The organism is Spirillospora sp. NPDC047279 (genome assembly GCF_040643285.1).
Classification (GTDB): Bacteria; Actinomycetota; Actinomycetes; order Streptosporangiales; family Streptosporangiaceae; genus Spirillospora.
Window position 1 is genome coordinate 158,334 of record NZ_JBEYUA010000003.1, and the last position, 16,750, is coordinate 175,083.

Genomic DNA, 16,750 nt, shown 5'->3' on the forward strand with positions numbered 1-16,750 from the left:
CACTTTACAATTGCGAAATTCGTAAAGTGCTGGAAGTTGCAGGAAAAAGACGGAGAAAATCGTTGAATTAATTCCGAAGGGTATTCGGTATTAATTGCGGAGAGGTCAGGTGGCGGCGTTCGAGCCGCGGAGATCCTCCAGCAGTTCGACCTGGCCGGAGAGCACGCCGGTCAGGATGCGCCGTGCCACCGCGAGCAGTTCGGCGACGTGCGGGCTGGTCAGCGAGTAGTAGACGGTGGAGCCCTCCTTGCGCGAGACCACCAGCCCGGCGCGGCGCAGCACCGCCAGCTGCTGTGACAGATGGGCGGGCTCGATGCCGACCTCGGGCAACATTTCGGCGACCGAGTGCTCGCGCTGGCTCAGCAGTTCCAGCACACGGATCCGGGCCGGATGTCCGAGTGTCTTGAAGAACTCCGCCTTGAGCTGATACAGCGGCGTGCTCACGCGAGCCAACCCCTCATCGTCGTCACTGTCGCACCAGTCTGCCATGAGCGCAGGTCGGCCACCCGGTGATGATTCGGGTGCAAGGGCGGCCCTCGGTCCCGGCCCGCATCGCTTCGCCTTTCGGGCTGACCGGTCGGTGCGCGGATGGCTCCGCCGTCGCCCGTCTGGCACACTCCCGCCATGAGCGATTCGTCACGTGCAGCCCGCCGCCTCGCCAGGCTCCTGGGAGGAATGGGCACCCTGCACTTCCTCGCCCCGCGGCCCTTCGACTCGATCGTTCCGAAGGGGCTGCCCGGCAAGGCGCGCACGTGGACCTACGTCAGCGGAGCGGCGGAGCTGGCCTGCGCCGCCGCCGTCGCCCACCCCAAGACCCGCCGGACCGGCGCGCTGGCCACGGCCGCCCTCTTCGTCGCGGTCTTCCCGGCCAACGTCAAGATGGCGCGCGACCACCGCGAGCGGGCCCTTCCGCTGCGCGCCGTCGCGTACGGCCGCCTTCCGTTCCAGGCGCCCCTCATCGGCTGGGCCCTTCTCGTCGCGCGCGGAGCCGGACGCAAGGCAGACTGACCCCCCGTGGAACCCCTCCAGCCGGCCGATCCCGCCGAGATCGGCGGATACCCCCTGATCGCACGTCTCGGCGCCGGCGGCATGGGCCAGGTCTATCTGGGCGCCGCCGACGACGGGCGCCACATCGCGCTCAAGGTGATCCGGGAGGGCTTCGACGACCCGCAGGCGCTGGCCCGTTTCCGCCGCGAGGTGGCGACCGTCGAGCGGGTGCGCAGCCGGTACGCGGCCTCGATGGTCGGCGCCGGTCTGGAGGCACCGCCCTACTGGCTGGCCACCGAGTACGTGCCGGGCCCCACCCTCCGCCAGGCCGTGGCCGGACACGGGCCGCTGCCGCCCCGTACCGCGCTCGCGCTGCTGGCCGCGCTGGCCCAGGGCCTCCTGGAGATCCACCGGCACGGCGTGCAGCACCGCGACCTCAAGCCGGCGAACGTCATCCTCGCCCCGGACGGCCCACGCCTGATCGACTTCGGCATCGCCCGCGGCGAGGACCAGACACAGATCACCCGCACCGGCGGCTGGAACGGCACGCCCGGTTACGTCGCGCCGGAGGTCGTCCGCGAGCAGGCGCCCCTCCCGGCGTCCGACGTGTTCTCGCTCGCCGTCACCGTCGGCTACGCCGCCACCGGACGCTCGCCGTTCGGCTCCGGCCCGCTCGAAGCGGTCATCCACCGCACGCTGAACGGCGAGCCCGATCTCGCCGGGGCCGACCCCTTCCTGGCGGCCGTCCTCACCGACTGCCTCGCCAAGGACCCGGCCGAACGCCCCGACCCGGCCGCTCTGCTCGCCCGTTGCGGCGCCCCCGACCTCGCCGGGGATCCGGCGTACCGGGAGCTCGTGAGCGGTACCGAACCGCCGCCCACGCTCGACCCGGCGCGCCCGTCCGCCCAGGTCCCGCCGGTCCCGCCGCGGTCCCGTCGCCGCTCCCGGCTGCTCATGCCGGTCGCGGCGGCCGGAAGCGCGGTCGTCACCGTCGGCGTGGGCCTGCTCGTCCTGCAGTTCCTGCCGGGCTCCGCGGACGGCTCCGAGGGCAAGGGCGGACGCACGGGGAAGGCCACGCCCTCCAACAGCGCCACGGGACAGGGACCGGGACAGGGCAGTGGTGCTCCGACGGCCGCCGCCTCCCCGCCCCCCGACAAGATCCAGGTGCAGGCGGACCCGGGCGAGCTCGCCCGCGTCCGCTGGAACGGCGGCCTGGAGAAATGCGAACCCGCCCTCCGGGCCGAGGCGGACCGGCCCGGCGACTGGTTCATGTCGTCGTCACCGGTGACCAGCGACCGGGCCACCATCGGCATGCAGTTCTCGTCCTCCAACCCGCGCGACTACTACCTGGTCGCCGAGGTCCGCCCGGGCGGCAACACCGAGGGCGTCATCGAGTCGGGGATCGTGAGGAGCAAGCCGCGCCGGTATCCGGGCTCAGGCCTGTGGGTCAACTTCGAGTACCCGCGCGACTTCCAGTGGCCCGGCGCGGGCAGCACCGCCTTCGAGCTGACCCCGGGCGACTGGACCGTCATCTGGTACCACGTGCACTCCGACGGCACCGCCTTCTTCGCGAACTGCCACGGCTTCACCGTGCAGTGATCCGGTGGGCGGTGCCTCGGCGGCCGGTGGCTCAGCGGGTGGTGATGATGGCGGAGCCGTGGCCGAAGAGGCCCTGGTTGACGGCGATGCCCGTACGGGCGTTCTCGACCTGACGGCCCTCGGCCCGGCCGCGGAGCTGCCAGGTGAGCTCGCAGACCTGGGCGATGGCCTGGGCCGGGATCGCCTCGCCGAAGGAGGCCAGGCCGCCGGACGGGTTGACCGGGATCCGGCCGCCGATCGTGGTGGCGCCGGAGCGGAGCAGGTCCTCGGCGCCGCCGGGCTCGCACAGCCCGATGTCCTCGTACCAGTCCAGCTCCAGGGCGGTGGACAGGTCGTAGACCTCGGCCACCGAGAGGTCCTCGGGGCCGATGCCGGCCTCCTCGTACGCGGCGTGCGGGAGGGCGGAGCGGAACGGCCGGTCCGGTGGCGGCACGGTCATCGCCGAGTCGGTGGCGAAGTCGGGCAGGTCGATCACGGTCTTGGGGAACGTCGGCGTCACCGTGGAGAGCGCCGCGACGCGGACCGGGTCGGCGACGCCGTGGCGGCGCGCGAAGTCGACCGACGACAGGACCAGGGCGGCGCCGCCGTCGCTCGTCGCGCAGATGTCGAGCAGCCGCAGCGGGTCGGCGACGACGGCCGACTCGGCGACGTCCTCGGCCGTGACCTCCTTGCGGTACCGCGCGTTGGGGTTGGCGAGGCCGTGCCGGGCGTTCTTGACCTTGACGGCGGCGAAGTCGTCGAGCGTGGCGTCGTGCAGGGCCATGCGGCGGCGGGCGGCGAGCGCGAAGTAGATCGGGTTGGTCGCGCCGAGCAGCCGGAAGCGCAACCAGTCGGGGTCGTCCGGGCGGTCGCCGCCGACCGGCTTGAAGAACCCCTTGGGCGCCGCGTCGGCGCCCACGACGAGGGCGACGTCGCAGAGCCCCGCGAGGATCTGCGCGCGGGCGTTGGCGATCGCCTGGGCGCCGGACGCGCAGGCGGCGTAGGCGGACGAGACGCGAGCGCCCGACCAGCCCAGGGCCTGCGCGAAGGTCGCGCCGGCGATGAAGCCCGGGTAGCCGTTGCGGATCGTGTCGGCGCCCGCGACGTACTGGACGTCCGGCCAGGTCAGGCCGGCGTCGGCGAGCGCGGCGCGGGCGGCGGCCAGGCCGTACTCCACGAAGTTGCGGCCCCACTTGCCCCACGGGTGCATGCCCGCCCCGAGGACGGCGATATCCCTGTCGTCGGTCACCGCGCCGGCCTCCACATCCACACCGTGTACTCGGCCTCGTCGTCCTCGTAGAGCGTGCCGGTGGTCAGCTCGACCTCCATGCCGACCTCCAGGTCGTCGACGCCGACGCCCGGCACGGTCTGGCCGAGCACCACGATGCGCTCCTCGGTGAGCTCCACGGCGGCGATGGTGTACGGCACGAAGGGGTCGGGGGAGACGTACGGAGGCGGCGGCTTGTAGCGCGCGTCGGCGTACGACCAGACCGTGCCGCGGCTCGACAGCGCGTACTCGGCCAGCTCGGAGCCGTCCTTGGGGCCCGTGCAGCCGGGGTTGCGGCAGGCCAGCTCGTTGCGGGGGAAGTAGGGGGTGCCGCAGGACGAGCAGCGGGTGCCGAGCAGCCGCGTGGTGCCGTCCGCGTCGGTGAACCAGCCCTCGACGGCGGGGCGCCGTTCCTTCATGGTGCTCACCGGGGCAGCTTACCAACCAAGCGCACGCTCAAATCAAGACGCGGGGCGGACCGGGCCGTGCCGGGGGCCGTCGTGGCCGGCGCGCCGACCCACCCGCCGGCGATGGCGGGACCCGGACCTAACTGACCCGTCAGTCACTTCGGTACAGTGAAACCGAGCCGGATTCTGTCGCGAGGCTCTCGGTGCGAAGAAGGAGTGCGAATGCGGACTGGACTTCAGGGGAAGACCGCCCTGGTCACGGGTGCCTCACGGGGCATCGGCAAGGCGATCGCGACCGCGCTGGCGGCCGAGGGCGCCAACGTGGTGCTGTCCTCGCGCAAGCAGGACGCCCTGGACGAGGTGGCCAAGGAGATCCAGGCGGCCCACCCCGAGGTCGGCGTGCTCGCCAAGGCCGCCCACGTGGGCGACCGCGACCAGGCGGCCGCCTGCTTCGACGCCGCCATCGAGGCGTTCGGCGGCGTGGACGTGCTGATCAACAACGCCGGCACCAGCCCTCACTTCGGCCACATGGTCGACATCGAGCCGGCCGCCGCGGAGAAGACCGTGCAGGTCAACCAGTTCGCGGTCGTCCAGTGGACCCAGCTCGCCTGGAAGAAGTCCATGGAGGAGCGCGGCGGCTCGATCATCAACATCGCCTCGGTCGGCGGCCTGGTCACCGAGCACGGCATCGGCTACTACAACGCCACCAAGGCGGCCGTCATCCACCTGTCCCGGCAGTTCGCCATGGAGCTCGCGCCCAAGGTGCGCGTCAACTGCATCGCGCCCGGCCTGGTCAAGACCGCCCTCGCCCGCGCCCTGTGGGAGAACAACGAGGAGCAGATCAACAAGTACATGCCGCTCGGCCGCATCGGCGAGCCCGAGGACATCGCCAACGCCGCGGTGTTCCTGGCGGGCGACACCGCCTCCTGGATGACCGGGCAGACCATGGTCGTCGACGGCGGCGCCGTCATCCGTCCGTCCATCGCCTGAGGAGCCGCACATGTCGCGCTGGGGACTGACCATTCCGCTCACCGGGGTCTCGCTGGCCGAGCACCAGGAGATCGTGGCCGCCCTGCCCGGGCTCGGCTACACCGACGCCTGGTCGGCCGAGACCAACGGCACCGACGCGTTCACCCCGCTGGCCCTCGCCTCGCAGTGGGCACCACAACTGCGCCTCGGGCCGGCCATCGTGCCCGTCTACACCCGCGGCCCCGCTCTGCTCGCGCAGCAGGCCGCGACGCTCGCCGACCTGGCCCCCGGCCGGTTCGTGATGGGCATCGGCACCTCCTCCGACACGATCGTGCAGCGCTGGAACGGCATCCCGTTCGAGGAGCCCTACAAGCGCACCCGTGACACGCTGCGCTTCCTGCGCCGCGCGCTGGCGGGCGAGAAGGTCAAGGAGGACTTCGACACCTTCAGCGTCAAGGGCTTCAAGCTGGAGAAGGCGCCGGAGACCCCGCCGCCGATCGTGCTGGCCGCGCTGCGCCCCGGCATGCTCCGGCTGGCCGCCCGCGAGGCCGACGGCGCCATCACCAACTGGCTGGCGCCGCACGACGTCCGTACGGTGCGCTCGGAGCTCGGCGAGGACCCCGAGCTGATCGCGCGGCTCTTCGTGTGCCCGACCGACAACGCCGACGAGGCCCGCGCGATCGGCCGCTGGATGATCGCCGCGTACATGACCGTGCCGGTCTACAAGGCGTTCCACGAGTGGCTGGGCCGCGGCGAGGCGCTCAAGGCGATGAACGACGCGTGGGCGGCCGGCGACCGCAAGAAGGCCCTCGAGGTGATCCCGGACGAGGTGGTCGACGACCTCATCGTGCATGGCTCGCCCGAGGCCTGCCGGGCGCGGATCCGCGAGTACGTGGACAACGGCCTGACCACGCCGGTCCTGGCGGTCGTGCCCGGCGGCGGCCTCTCGCCGCAGGAGGCGGTGCGGGCGCTCGCCCCGGACGCCTGACCCGCACCTCACCCGCGATACCGACGTTTAGCCGCCGAAATCCCGGGGAGGGTGGGGCAGGTCAACCACCCGACCTGCGAAAATCCGGAGGAGCTGATCGTGCTCACGCTGACCAGCGGCGCCGTTCAGGTGATTCGTACCGTGACCGCCAACCCTGAGATGCCGCCGGAGACAGGCATTCGCATCGAACCCGGGATCGACGGGTCCGACGCGCTGCGCCTCTCCGTGGCGCCGGCCCCCGAGGCCGGCGACCAGGTCGTCGAGGAGGAGGGGGCCCGGGTTTATCTCGAGCCCGAGGTCGCCCAGATCCTGGACGACAAGACGCTGGACGCGGCCGTCGACCCGCAGGGCGACGTCTCGTTCACCATCGCCGAGGGGACCGGAAGCCCCGGCGGTGCCATGGCCTAGCTCTCAGGGAAGGGGCGCCGATCCGGGTGGATCGGCGCCCCTTCCGCATGCTCGGGCGGCTCCCGCGCGCTCAGGCCGGTCGGCGCGGTCAGGCGGGTCCTGCGCGGTTCAGGCGGTGACCTTGTCGTAGGTGAGGCACACCGCGCCCGTCTCCGAGGTGGCCAGGTCGGTCAGCGTCCAGGACGTGGCCGGCGGCCCGCCCTCGAAGAGCCGGGCGCCGCCGCCCGAGATCTCCGGGCAGAGCACGATCACCAGCCGGTCCACCTCGCCCGCGTCCAGCAGCGCCGTGATGACGCTGGTGCTGTTGAGGACGTAGATGTCGCCCCCCGGCTGCGCGCGCAGCCGCTTGACCTCGCCGATGAGGTCGGCGGAGACCCGGGAGTTCTCCCAGGACGGCTCGGTGAGCGTGCGGGAGAAGGCGACCTTCTCGACCGCGTCGAGCCACCGGCCGTAGCCCCGGTCGCGGGGGTCGGCGCTCTCGTCCCTGGCGACGGCGGGCCAGTAGCCGCCGAAGCCCTCGTAGTTCTTGCGGCCCACCAGGGCGGTCGTGGCCGAGTCCATCATCCGCGTCATCACCTCGCGCGGGGCGTCCGAGACCGCGTGGCGCGCGACCCAGCTCATGTCGTGGTCGCCGCCGGGACCGCTGACCCGCCCGTCGAGGGAGAGCGAGATGTTGGCGACGACCCGGCGGCCCTGGGCGGTGTCGGCGTTCGTCATGATCTTTACCTCCTGCTCGGCGGCGCCTCGGTGGCGCCGATGTGTCGATCGTGCCGCGCAGGAGTGCGGCGAACATCTGCCAGGTGGCCGATATACGGAGGTTCCGGCCCAGGTCGCGGGCATCGGCCAGGTGGCGTACGGGGGGTGCGGAGCCCGCCCGGCGGAGGGGCGCCCGTGGTTGACTGAGGGCCGTGACGTCCGAGGACGGGGAGCCCGGCGGGGAGCCGGCGCGCGAGGAACTGGACCGGCAGGTGCGCGATCACTATGGGAGCTGGCGAGACCAGCCCAAGGGCCTGGCCTGTGCGGTGATCGCCGCGTTCCTCGTGCTGACCACCGTGGCCTTCGGGCTGGCCGTGCTCGCCTTCGTCCTCGCCGTGGCGTGAGGCCCCGCTCGGGGAAGCCCTACTCGGGGAACGACGGGTGCGGGCCGAGCGCCCAGTACTCGAAGAGCCCGTAGCCCGGCCCCGCCTCCGTGGGCGCCTCGCCGTCCGCGTACTCGTACCGCGCGACCGAGTCGACCATGCCCCACATGCGGGCCGCGTCCTCCTCCTTGCGGGTGTCGTAGGTGACGCCCTGCACCTTGAGGTCAGGCCCCTGGTACATGCCGTGCTTCCATTCGGGCTCCAGCCCGTAGCCGGTGCCCACCATGAGCGACACGGGCAGCAGCGGAGTGGCCCGTACCTCGAACGGCTTGCCGCCGGGCGGGTTGAACGCGAGCGTCGCGGTCTCCACCGTGCGGGTGCCCTCGGCGTAGACGGGCCGGTAGTCGAGGCGGCCCAGGTACTCGGGCTCGCGCGACTCGTCCGGCCAGACGCGCACGGCCTCCTCCAGGACGCGGCGGCCCTTCTCGTCCTCCTGGAGGATGCACAGGATGGCGTGGTCGGCGAACTGGATCGGCGCGTACAGCCAGTAGAACGTCCCGGCGTTCTTGACCTGGATGCCGGGCGGCTCGGGCTCGCCGACCGGCCGCACGCCCCACGAGCGGTCCCGGGACCCCCACCAGCGGTCGGGAGTGACCTCGATGCGCTCGCCGTCCAGGACGATCGAGCCCGTCCAGTAGCCGGTCTGCGCCATCCGCCGCGAGTCGAAGACGACGCGTTCCTGCCAGCGCAGGTAGTGCGGCGGCTCGAGCTGGGCGGGGATCGCGCCCTCCCAGGTCAGGTCGAACGACAACCCGTGCTCGGTCTCGTCCAGCACGACCCGCAGCTTCTTCAGGCCCTCGATCACCTCGACGTGGAACGGGCCGATGTTGGTGTCCATCCGGTCGTTCCCCAGCTCGCGCGAGGCCCGCACCACCTTGTGGATCGGCCCGCGCCGGATGACCGCGAACGCGTCCGTCACGCCCAGGTTGGGGTACTGCCCGACGCCGATGAGCATCATCAGGTCGTCCGAGCAGCCGTGCACGTTGAAGTAGTAGCGGTCGTAGAAGTTGCGGTCGGACGTGGTGACGTGCCGCATGACCTCCGGGGCCTGGTGGATCGGGTAGTCGTCGAGCGGGGACAGTGTCACCGGAGACCTCCGAGGATCTTCGCGAGAAGCTGCGTGCAGTTGTTGTTGTACGGGAAGTCGTTGGCCTGCTCGATCCACTCGAAGTCGATCATCGCCTGCCCGACCCGGGCCATGATCACCGAGAACTTGAAGCCGGAGAGCACCTCGTAGTAGGCCATGTGGCGCATCGGGCGGCCGAGCAGCGCCTCGTACCGGGTGATCGTCTCCTTGGGGGAGGGGAAGCCCTCCAGGCGCGGCGATCCGACGCCCTCGGAGTGGTGCCGGTCCAGGAACAGGTACCAGGCCAGGTCCTCCTCGGGCGCGCCGAGCATCGCGGTCTCCCAGTCGAGCACGGCCTTCGGCGCGCCCTTCTGGAAGATCACGTTGCCGATGCGGGCGTCGCCCCACAACACGGCGGGCGGGTCGGGCTCGTCGACCTGGTTGGCGCGCAGCCAGTCCAGGGCGCGCAGCGCGACCTCCTGCGGGCCCGAGTAGGCCCAGTGCAGATAGTGCTCGTAGTAGTTGAGCCGCTGGTCGAGGCCCGTCCGGCCCCAGTGCGGCTGGTCGAGGAAGCCGAGGCCGAACTCCTGCGCGTCCAGGCTGTGCAGGCGAGCGAGGATCTCCAGCGGCGACCACCACATGGCGGTGCGCTCGGCCGGCGGGACCTCGGTCACCCAGCCGTCCATGTGGTACGGCGGCATGTCGGTGGGCACCTCGCCCTCGATGCGGCCCATCACGAAGAACGGGGCGCCGAGCAGGTCGGCCGACGGCTCGTACCAGCGGATCGGCGGCACGGGGATGTCGGTCCGCTCGTCGAGGATCCGCATCAGGCGGTACTGCTCCTCGAACCGGGGCTCGGGGAAGACCTGGTAGTGCGCGGGAGCCACCCGGGCGACGAACGGCTCGTGCCGTTCGGTGCCGTCCGCGTCGTCCCAGGTCGCGTCGAACATCAGGGTCTCGCTGGAGAACCCGCTGGTCTGGGGGGTCTCGATCGTGGGAATCCGGACGCCGGGCAGATGCCGGTCCAGCCATTGGGTGAGTATCCGCCGGGTCAGCTCGGGGTCGCGCTGGTCGGGCACGGGCATCGGCGCCTCCAAGACTGAAAGTGAAACGTGTTCTATCAATCCGGTGACGGGCGGTCAATGGCCGTCGCGCGCATGGCCATGGTGACCAGCGGATATATCAATAAGGCCGGACAAGCGCTCGTTTTGTCATGGCCGCCGGTCCGGCTTCCGGAGAGACGTGAAAAAATCGCCGGATGCGCCTTACCAAGCTTGGACACGCGTGCGTACGGCTGGAGAAGGACGACCGGACCCTGGTCATCGACCCGGGAGCCTTCAGCGAGGCGGCCTCCGCCCTCTCCGGCGCCGACGCGGTCCTCATCACCCACGAGCACTTCGACCACTTCGACGGCGACGCGCTGCGCAAGGCCCTGGCCGACGACCCGCTGCTGGAGGTGTGGACCTCCCGGGTCGTCGCGGAGAACCTCGCCGACCTGGGAGGCCGCGTCCACCAGGTGGGCCACGGCGACGCCGTGACCGTCGCGGGCTTCGACGTCCACGTCTACGGCGAGGACCACGAGATCCTGCACCCCGACGTCCCGCCCATCCCCAACACGGGCTTCCTGGTGGACGGCGAGGTCTTCCACCCCGGGGACGCCCTGACCGTCCCGTCCGAGACCGTCCCGACGTTGTGCCTGCCCGGCAACGCGCCCTGGATGAAGATCCCGGAGCTGTACGAGTACGCCCGCGCGGTCGCCCCCGAGCGTGCGTTCGTCATCCACGACGGCCTGCTCAACGACGTCGGCCTCGCGGTGATGGAGACCCACGTGGGCAACGCGGGCAAGGAGGCCGGCAAGGAGTTCCGCCGCCTCAAGCCGGGGGAGTCCGTGGACCTGTGAAGATCGAGGCGGTCTTCTTCGACATCGGCGAGACCCTCGTCAACGAGGGCGAGATCTACGGCCGCTGGGCCGACTGGCTCGGCGTGCCCCGGCACACCTTCCTGACCAAGCTCGGGGCGGTGCTGGCCACCGGCGGCACGCACATGGACCTGTTCGAGTACTTCCGGCCCGGCTTCGATCTCGAGGTGGAGGAGAAGCGGCGGGCCGAGGCCGGCGTGGCCAACGGCTTCGGCCCCGGCGACCTCTATCCCGACGCCCGCGACTGCCTGGCCCGCCTGCGCGCGCAGGGGTTGTACGTGGGCATCGCGGGCAACCAGCCCGCCGCGGCGGGCGAGCAGATGGAGGCGCTCCGCCTGGACGCCGACGTCGTCGGGATCTCCGAAATCTGGGGCGTCGAAAAACCGTCGGCGGAGTTCTTCGAACGCTGCGCGCAATTGGCCGGCGTGCTGCCCGAACGGGTCCTTTACGTGGGCGACCGCATCGACAACGACGTGCGCCCGGCACTGGCCTTCGGAATGCAGGTGGCGTTCCTGCGCCGGGGTCCCTGGGGGCACATCCAGCACGATGACGAGGCCCTCGCACGCTGCCGGTTCGTCCTCGACGACCTGGCCGGACTGCCCGATCTGGTGGCGGCCTGAGCGCCGTCCGGCGGTTCCCCGGTGAGCCCCTAAGGGTCATCCCCTAATCCCGGAGTATGGGGCCAGGTCAGTCCATTCGGCCGATCCGGCGGCGCCTTCCCGATTCGTACCGTGGAACACGTGGCCGCCGCCTGGCGGGGTACGAAGAGATCGACCTGAAACGGGGAGACGAACGACATGAACGGCCTTTACCGTCCGCGCACCGGTCGGATGATCGGCGGGGTCTGCGCGGGCCTCGCCCGGCGGTTCGGGATGAGCGCCTGGACCGTCCGCATCCTCGCCCTGCTCTCCTGCGTGCTGCCCGGCCCGCAGTTCGTGATCTACCTGGTGCTGTGGGTGATGCTGCCCAGCGAGGACAAGTTCCGCGCCGGCGCCTCCTACTGATCGATCTACTGATCGAACCGTGGTTCGTGGCATAGTGATCGATCGGGGACTGACCCCCTTGGACTAGGGCATTCCGGGGTGTTAGATCGGGGCACAGAGTTCGCTTCGGGCGAGAGGTTGCCACCGTGCCGGACCACGGCCCGCTCCGCGAGGCTTCCCGGCCGCTCGACGACGCGGCCGGGGTCCTTCGTTATCTGCGCGATGTCGCGCGGGCACGACGCGGGTCGACGCGCGACGTCGACGCCTACGGCCAGGTGCACTGGCTCGCCGACCTGCCCGGCGACGTCTACGTGGAGACCGAGGCGGGGCCGGGGGAGGCGCTGTTCAGCGTCCCGCCGATCCCGCTGTCGCCGCCGGCCGTCATCGACGAGTTCGACGCCTGGCTGGGCTTGCGCCACTGGTATCGGACGTTGCGCGACCTCGCCTCCGGCGGCCAGGAGGTCGTGCTCGCCACCGGCCTGCTGACCTGGCAGCCCGCCGACGGGCCGGGCGTCCGCGACCACCTGCTGACCACGCCGGTCCGGGTCGTGGTGGACGAGCGCACCGAACGGGTCGACGTCGTCCTCGCGGGCCACACCGCGCTGCGCGACCGCGAGCTCCTCGCCGGGCTGTCCGGCTTCCGGCCCGCCCGCACCGACTGGGTCTGGGACGCGGTGCAGGCCGGTCAGGGCTTCGGCCTGAGCGGCTCGGTCTCCGACGTGCTCCGCAAGTGGTGCAGCGTCGCGTTCACGGGCGGCGACACCAACGGCCGCGGGGACGGCGGACGCCTCCCGACGGGCCAGTACGGCCGCGCCTCGGTCATGCCCGGGGGCGTGTCCGGGGGTGCGGGGGGCCGTTCCCCCTCGGGCGACACGGCCGTCTTCCGCGAGGACTGGGCGGTCGGGCCGGCCTCGGGTCCGGCGCCCGCGGTGCCGCTGCTGCGGCTCGCGCCCGCCATCGTCGTGCGGCCGCCCGACCGCACCGGCCTCGCCGAGCACTACGAGGCACTGATGCAGTGGCTCGAACGGCCGGGCGCCGTCGTTCCCGGCGGCATCGCCCGGCTGCTGGAGCCGGGACCGGCCGCGCGGCTTCTGCATGTCGCCGAACGGACGCCGAGCTCCACGGCCGATCTGCTCACCGGCCTGCTGACCCGGGGCAGGCGCGTGCTCGTCGCGAGCCCGGAGGCCGACCGGCTGCACGCCGCGCTGCCGCCGGAGATCGCGCTGCTGTGCGCCACCACCGACGACTCCGACGTCCTCGCGCGGCTGCGCTCGCGGGGCGTCGCGCACGACCCCGGCCACCATCGCGCCTGGCAGGAGAACCTGGCCGAACGCGGCGCCGGCGCCGACCGCGCCGTCAACGAGCTGCGCGAACGGCTGGCGCTGACCGAGGCCACCGACGTGGTCGACCTCGCGCCCAACTACCGCGGCGCCCGCGCGGAGCTGGAGCGGCGGCTTGCGGCCGAGGCGCCCGAGCACTCCTGGCTGCCGCCGGTGAAGCGGATGCCGCCGACGCCGCCGATCGGCGCGTCGGAGGCCGTCGAGCTGGAGCGGCTGCTCGCCGAGGAGACCCCGCGCCGCCGTGCCCGGACGGTGCAGGTGGACATCGATCCGGGCGCGCTGCCGAGCGCCGCGTACGTGCGCACGCTGATCGAGGCCGAGACCGCGGCGGCCGAACGGGCCGAGAAGTCGCAGTCGGAGTTGTCGCGGCGGCTGCGCCAGTGCGATGTCACCCTGCTCGCCCGGCTCGAAGGGTGCGCGGCCACCGTCACCGGCGCGCTGGAGCGGCTCGGGCTCGAAGGCCATCCTCGCGACTGGAGCCCGGGCGACATGGCCGCCCGCGCGTTCGCCGACATCCTGAGCAACCGCCGGCCGACCGTGTGGACCCGGGTCGCCGAGATGGCGCCGCAGTCCGAGTGGGCCAAGCACGCGCTGGCGTCGATCGCCGGGCGCGACGTGCGGCTGCCGCCGGGCGAGCTGCCGCTGCGGCGGCTGGCGAGCGCCGCGCAGGAGCTGCGCAACCACCTCGCCGAGGGCGGCATGCTCAAGCGCGGGCCGCTGCGGCCGGCCGTCCAGCGCCAGGCCGAGCCGCTGCTGGAGGGCGCGCGGGTCGACGGGTACGCGCCGACGACGCCCGAGCTCCTCGACGTCGTCTTCGTGCACCTGATGATCCGGATGTCCTGCCAGGAGCTGCGGTACGTGTGGGAGGCGGCGGGCGCCACGTTCCCCGAGACGGCCTCCACCGAGGAGCTCGTCGCGTTCTTCGCGCGGGCGCACGCGCGGCTGGCGCTCGTCCGCGACGTCATGCCCGCGATCGACGAGACGTGCGGGCTGCTGTCGGGCCTCGGCGTCCAGATCACCCACCCGTTCCAGTGGCACGGCTACCTCGTCGCCCTGGAGAACGCGCTGCTGTCGTTGCGCGTCGACCGCGCGACCGCCGACCTGACGGCGCTCCGCGACGCGATCGGCAACGTCCCGGACGGCGCGCCGCCCGAGCTGCTCACCGCGGTGAGCGCGATCGACGACCGCGACGCCGACGCCTACGGGAGCGCGCTGGCCGCCCTCGCCGAGGTCCGCCACGAGCGTGCCCTCCAGGTGCGCTGTGAGGCCCTCTACGAGCGCCTTCGCAGGGTTCACCCCGAGCTGGCCGGCCTCCTGGTCAACGGCACGCCCGTCCGGCGCTGGAACGAGGCCTGGGCGTGGGCGCACGCGTCCGCCCGGCTGGCCGAGATGCCCCGGTCGGCCGCCGAGTCGCGGCTGCGCACCGCGCTCGCGGAGGCCGAACGGCAGCTGGACGCGCTCACCGACGCGCTCGCCGGGGCGCAGGCCTGGGAGGCCTGCCTCACCCGGTTCGACCCGGCGGCGCCCGCCGTCCCGGCCTGGATCGCCCCGCTCTGGCAGGTCGCCGACCTCGTCCCGATCGAGCCCGACTCGTTCGACGTGGTCATCATCGACGGCGAGCACGACGCGGGCGCCGAGGCGCTCTTCCTGCTGTGGCACGCGCCGCGGGTGATCCTCGTGGGCCAGAGCGGCACGGCCCTGCCGGTGCCGCGGGACGAGGCGTCGCCCGAGCTGCTGCCCGAGGACCTGCGCGACCTCGTCACCCCGACGGCGCCGCTGTTCGAGATCCTGCTGACCCGGTTCACCCCGCCGCCGCACGGCATGATCGAGCCGCCGCCGCCCCCCGAGCCCGCCCCCGGGCCGATCACGATCCGGCCCGGACGTTCGATCGTGTCCTACAAACGCCCGGAGCTCGTGCAGATCGTCCGCGAGGTCGCCGGGCGCGAGCCGGGCCTCTCCGACGACGAGCTGGTGGAACGTACCGCCGCCGTCCTCGCCTGTCCCGCGGACGAGGCGCTGCTGGTGGGCGCCCGGCTCCGTTACGCGGTCGAGGCCCTGCGTGAAATGGAATAGATAATTCCGTTCTGCTAAAGTGGCGTGCATGGACGCCCTCAGCCGCCGCGTGCTCAACCGGGCCGCGCTCGACCGCCAGATGTTGCTCGCGCGTGCCCGCCTCCCGGTGCCCGCCGCGATGGAGCGGCTGGTCGCACTCCAGGCCCAGGACTGCAACCTGCCCTACTTCACCCTCTGGTCACGGCTGGAGGGTTTCCGGCAGCAGGCCCTCACCGACCTGATGTACGAGCGGCAGGTGACCCGGTCGTCCGTCCTGCGGGGCACTCAGCACATGCTGACCGCCGCCGACTTCCTCTGGGTCCGGCCCCTCCTCCAGTCGAGCGTCCTGCGCATGCGCCAGGCCGGCTTCGGACGCGTCACCAAGGACTGGGACCTGGACGAGCTGGCCGGGGAGGCGCGCGACCGGCTCGCGGGACGGACGCTCACCCGGCCCCAGATCGCGCGGGAGCTCCAGGAGCGGTGGCCCGACCGGGAGGCCCTCGCCCTGGGCTGGTCGGTGCAGGCGCTGGTGCCCGTCGTCCACCCTCCGCCCAGCGGCACCTGGAACACCTGGGGCGCCACCCCGTTCGCCCTCCCCGAGGACTGGCTCGGCAAGCCGCTGGAGGAGGGTGCGGCCCTGGAGGAGCTCGTCCGCCGCTACCTCGAAGGCCACGGCCCGGCCTCGGTCAAGGACTTCCAGATGTGGTCGGGCGTCCGCCGGCGGGAGGGCGCCGAGGAGGCCTTCGCCCGCCTGGACCTGCGCGCCTACCGCGACGAGAACGGCGTGGAGGTGTTCGACCTGCCGGACGCGACGCTGCCCGACCCGGACGTGCCCGCACCGGTGCGCTTCCTGCCCGACCTCGACAACCTCCTCCTCGCGTACGCCGACCGCACCCGGGTGATGACCGACGAGCAGCGCAAGTACATCTGCGTGGGCGCCTGGGTCAAGGCGACCGTGCTGGTCGACGGCCACGTCCGCGCCGTCTGGACGCTCAGGAAGCGGAAGGGCGAGAAAAAGGGCGGCGCGGAGACCGCCGTCCTCACCATCGAGTCGTTCGGAGAGCTCGCCACCGGCGAACGTGCCGCGATCGAGGCGGAGGCCGTTGACCTGCTCGCGTTCGCCCACCCGGGCGCGGAGGCGCCGGAGATCCGTTTCGGGGTCGTCTGACCGCGATCAAATGAGATGCCGCTGTCAGTGGCGTACGGCATGATCCGACCCGTGGAGACGATCGAGATGGTCGAGGTGTGGCGTCAGATCATCCTGGGGGAGCAGAAGTCCTGGGTGCTGTTCGAGAACGGCACCTGCGTCATCCTGATGGAGCCGGAGGGCGACCTCGCGGCGCAGGCCACCGAGATCCTGCGCGAGTACGGCCCCGTCCACGTGGGGAGCCCCGCCGCCGACTTCGGCACGATCGACCTGGAGGCGGCGCCGGGCTGGGTCGTCTACGGGCATCACGACGACGTCCTCAACTACGTGTCCCCGGACGAGATCGGCTCGCCCGAAGACGTGGTCATCGGGCTCCTCGGCAGGTCCAAGCGCGACCGTGACGGGCACGGCCTCACCATCGTGCACGTGGAGGACAAGCGGCCCGCCGGCTGAGCGTGTCGGTGAATTTCCGCACACGTCCTCGGTGGCGACGATGCTTCT

18 protein-coding genes are annotated in these 16,750 nt (G+C 72.1%); 12 read left to right on the top strand and 6 right to left on the bottom strand.

Going from position 1 to position 16,750, the window contains the following annotated elements:
* Positions 1–105: 105 nt before the first annotated feature.
* On the bottom strand, positions 106–444 hold the full coding sequence (locus tag ABZ810_RS07905; RefSeq protein ID WP_358400663.1) for a metalloregulator ArsR/SmtB family transcription factor: 339 nt from the start codon (positions 442–444) through the stop codon (positions 106–108).
* Between the two features lie 180 nt (positions 445–624).
* Between ABZ810_RS07905 and ABZ810_RS07910 the strand changes: the two genes are divergently transcribed.
* Together ABZ810_RS07910 and ABZ810_RS07915 are read left to right on the top strand one after the other, a co-directional pair.
* Positions 625–1,008 (top strand): hypothetical protein, encoded by a 384-nt coding sequence (locus ABZ810_RS07910; protein WP_358400664.1) that lies wholly within the window; start codon positions 625–627, stop codon positions 1,006–1,008.
* Between the two features lie 6 nt (positions 1,009–1,014).
* The gene (locus tag ABZ810_RS07915; RefSeq protein WP_358400666.1) at positions 1,015–2,586 is read left to right on the top strand and encodes a serine/threonine-protein kinase; all 1,572 of its coding nucleotides are present in this window, start codon (positions 1,015–1,017) and stop codon (positions 2,584–2,586) included.
* A 31-nt stretch (positions 2,587–2,617) separates the two neighbouring features.
* Here ABZ810_RS07915 and ABZ810_RS07920 read toward each other — a convergent pair whose 3' ends face one another.
* Entirely contained in the window at positions 2,618–3,814 is a 1,197-nt protein-coding gene (locus tag ABZ810_RS07920) for a lipid-transfer protein (RefSeq protein WP_358400669.1), read from the bottom strand.
* Positions 3,811–4,251 carry an OB-fold domain-containing protein gene (locus ABZ810_RS07925; protein ID WP_358401698.1) on the bottom strand — a complete coding sequence of 147 codons (441 nt, stop codon included), beginning with the start codon at positions 4,249–4,251 and terminating at the stop codon, positions 3,811–3,813. The genes ABZ810_RS07920 and ABZ810_RS07925 overlap by 4 nt, the downstream gene beginning before the upstream one ends.
* A 210-nt stretch (positions 4,252–4,461) precedes the next feature.
* Between ABZ810_RS07925 and ABZ810_RS07930 the strand changes: the two genes are divergently transcribed.
* The 3 genes from ABZ810_RS07930 to ABZ810_RS07940 all read left to right on the top strand — a co-directional run bounded on the left by ABZ810_RS07930 (position 4,462) and on the right by ABZ810_RS07940 (position 6,604).
* Positions 4,462–5,229, top strand: a complete 768-nt coding sequence (locus ABZ810_RS07930; protein WP_358400672.1) for an SDR family oxidoreductase — start codon at positions 4,462–4,464, stop codon at positions 5,227–5,229.
* A gap of 10 nt (positions 5,230–5,239) precedes the next feature.
* A complete protein-coding gene (locus ABZ810_RS07935) occupies positions 5,240–6,196 on the top strand; it encodes an LLM class F420-dependent oxidoreductase (RefSeq protein WP_358400674.1) in 957 nt (318 codons plus the stop codon).
* Positions 6,197–6,295: 99 nt separating this feature from the next.
* Complete coding sequence (locus ABZ810_RS07940; RefSeq protein ID WP_358400676.1) at positions 6,296–6,604, top strand: Fe-S cluster assembly protein HesB; 309 nt, start codon at positions 6,296–6,298, stop codon at positions 6,602–6,604.
* Positions 6,605–6,712: 108 nt separating this feature from the next.
* On the opposite strand, the gene ABZ810_RS07945 is transcribed toward ABZ810_RS07940, so the two are convergent.
* Positions 6,713–7,321, bottom strand: coding sequence for a dihydrofolate reductase family protein (locus ABZ810_RS07945; RefSeq protein WP_358400679.1), 609 nt, complete (start codon positions 7,319–7,321; stop codon positions 6,713–6,715).
* 191 nt (positions 7,322–7,512) lie between these two features.
* Here ABZ810_RS07945 and ABZ810_RS07950 point away from each other — a divergent pair, with 191 nt between their 5' ends.
* The gene (locus ABZ810_RS07950) at positions 7,513–7,704 is read left to right on the top strand and encodes a hypothetical protein (protein WP_358400681.1); all 192 of its coding nucleotides are present in this window, start codon (positions 7,513–7,515) and stop codon (positions 7,702–7,704) included.
* Between the two features lie 19 nt (positions 7,705–7,723).
* On the opposite strand, the gene ABZ810_RS07955 is transcribed toward ABZ810_RS07950, so the two are convergent.
* Together ABZ810_RS07955 and ABZ810_RS07960 are read right to left on the bottom strand one after the other, a co-directional pair.
* The gene (locus tag ABZ810_RS07955; protein WP_358400683.1) at positions 7,724–8,830 is read right to left on the bottom strand and encodes a hypothetical protein; all 1,107 of its coding nucleotides are present in this window, start codon (positions 8,828–8,830) and stop codon (positions 7,724–7,726) included.
* Positions 8,827–9,894 (bottom strand): phosphotransferase family protein, encoded by a 1,068-nt coding sequence (locus ABZ810_RS07960; RefSeq protein ID WP_358400685.1) that lies wholly within the window; start codon positions 9,892–9,894, stop codon positions 8,827–8,829. Before ABZ810_RS07960 ends, ABZ810_RS07955 begins: the two co-directional genes overlap by 4 nt.
* A 173-nt stretch (positions 9,895–10,067) precedes the next feature.
* Here ABZ810_RS07960 and ABZ810_RS07965 point away from each other — a divergent pair, with 173 nt between their 5' ends.
* The 6 genes from ABZ810_RS07965 to ABZ810_RS07990 all read left to right on the top strand — a co-directional run bounded on the left by ABZ810_RS07965 (position 10,068) and on the right by ABZ810_RS07990 (position 16,702).
* Positions 10,068–10,709 (top strand): MBL fold metallo-hydrolase, encoded by a 642-nt coding sequence (locus tag ABZ810_RS07965; protein WP_358400688.1) that lies wholly within the window; start codon positions 10,068–10,070, stop codon positions 10,707–10,709.
* Positions 10,706–11,347: an HAD-IA family hydrolase gene (locus tag ABZ810_RS07970; protein WP_358400690.1), complete on the top strand. Its 642-nt coding sequence runs from the start codon at positions 10,706–10,708 to the stop codon at positions 11,345–11,347. Before ABZ810_RS07965 ends, ABZ810_RS07970 begins: the two co-directional genes overlap by 4 nt.
* A gap of 177 nt (positions 11,348–11,524) precedes the next feature.
* Entirely contained in the window at positions 11,525–11,731 is a 207-nt protein-coding gene (locus ABZ810_RS07975; RefSeq protein ID WP_358400692.1) for a PspC domain-containing protein, read from the top strand.
* A gap of 125 nt (positions 11,732–11,856) precedes the next feature.
* Entirely contained in the window at positions 11,857–15,123 is a 3,267-nt protein-coding gene (locus tag ABZ810_RS07980; RefSeq protein ID WP_358400694.1) for a hypothetical protein, read from the top strand.
* A 28-nt stretch (positions 15,124–15,151) separates the two neighbouring features.
* Positions 15,152–16,270 carry a winged helix DNA-binding domain-containing protein gene (locus ABZ810_RS07985; protein WP_358400697.1) on the top strand — a complete coding sequence of 373 codons (1,119 nt, stop codon included), beginning with the start codon at positions 15,152–15,154 and terminating at the stop codon, positions 16,268–16,270.
* A 51-nt stretch (positions 16,271–16,321) separates the two neighbouring features.
* Complete coding sequence (locus ABZ810_RS07990) at positions 16,322–16,702, top strand: hypothetical protein (protein ID WP_358400699.1); 381 nt, start codon at positions 16,322–16,324, stop codon at positions 16,700–16,702.
* The last annotated feature ends 48 nt before the right edge of the window (positions 16,703–16,750 follow it).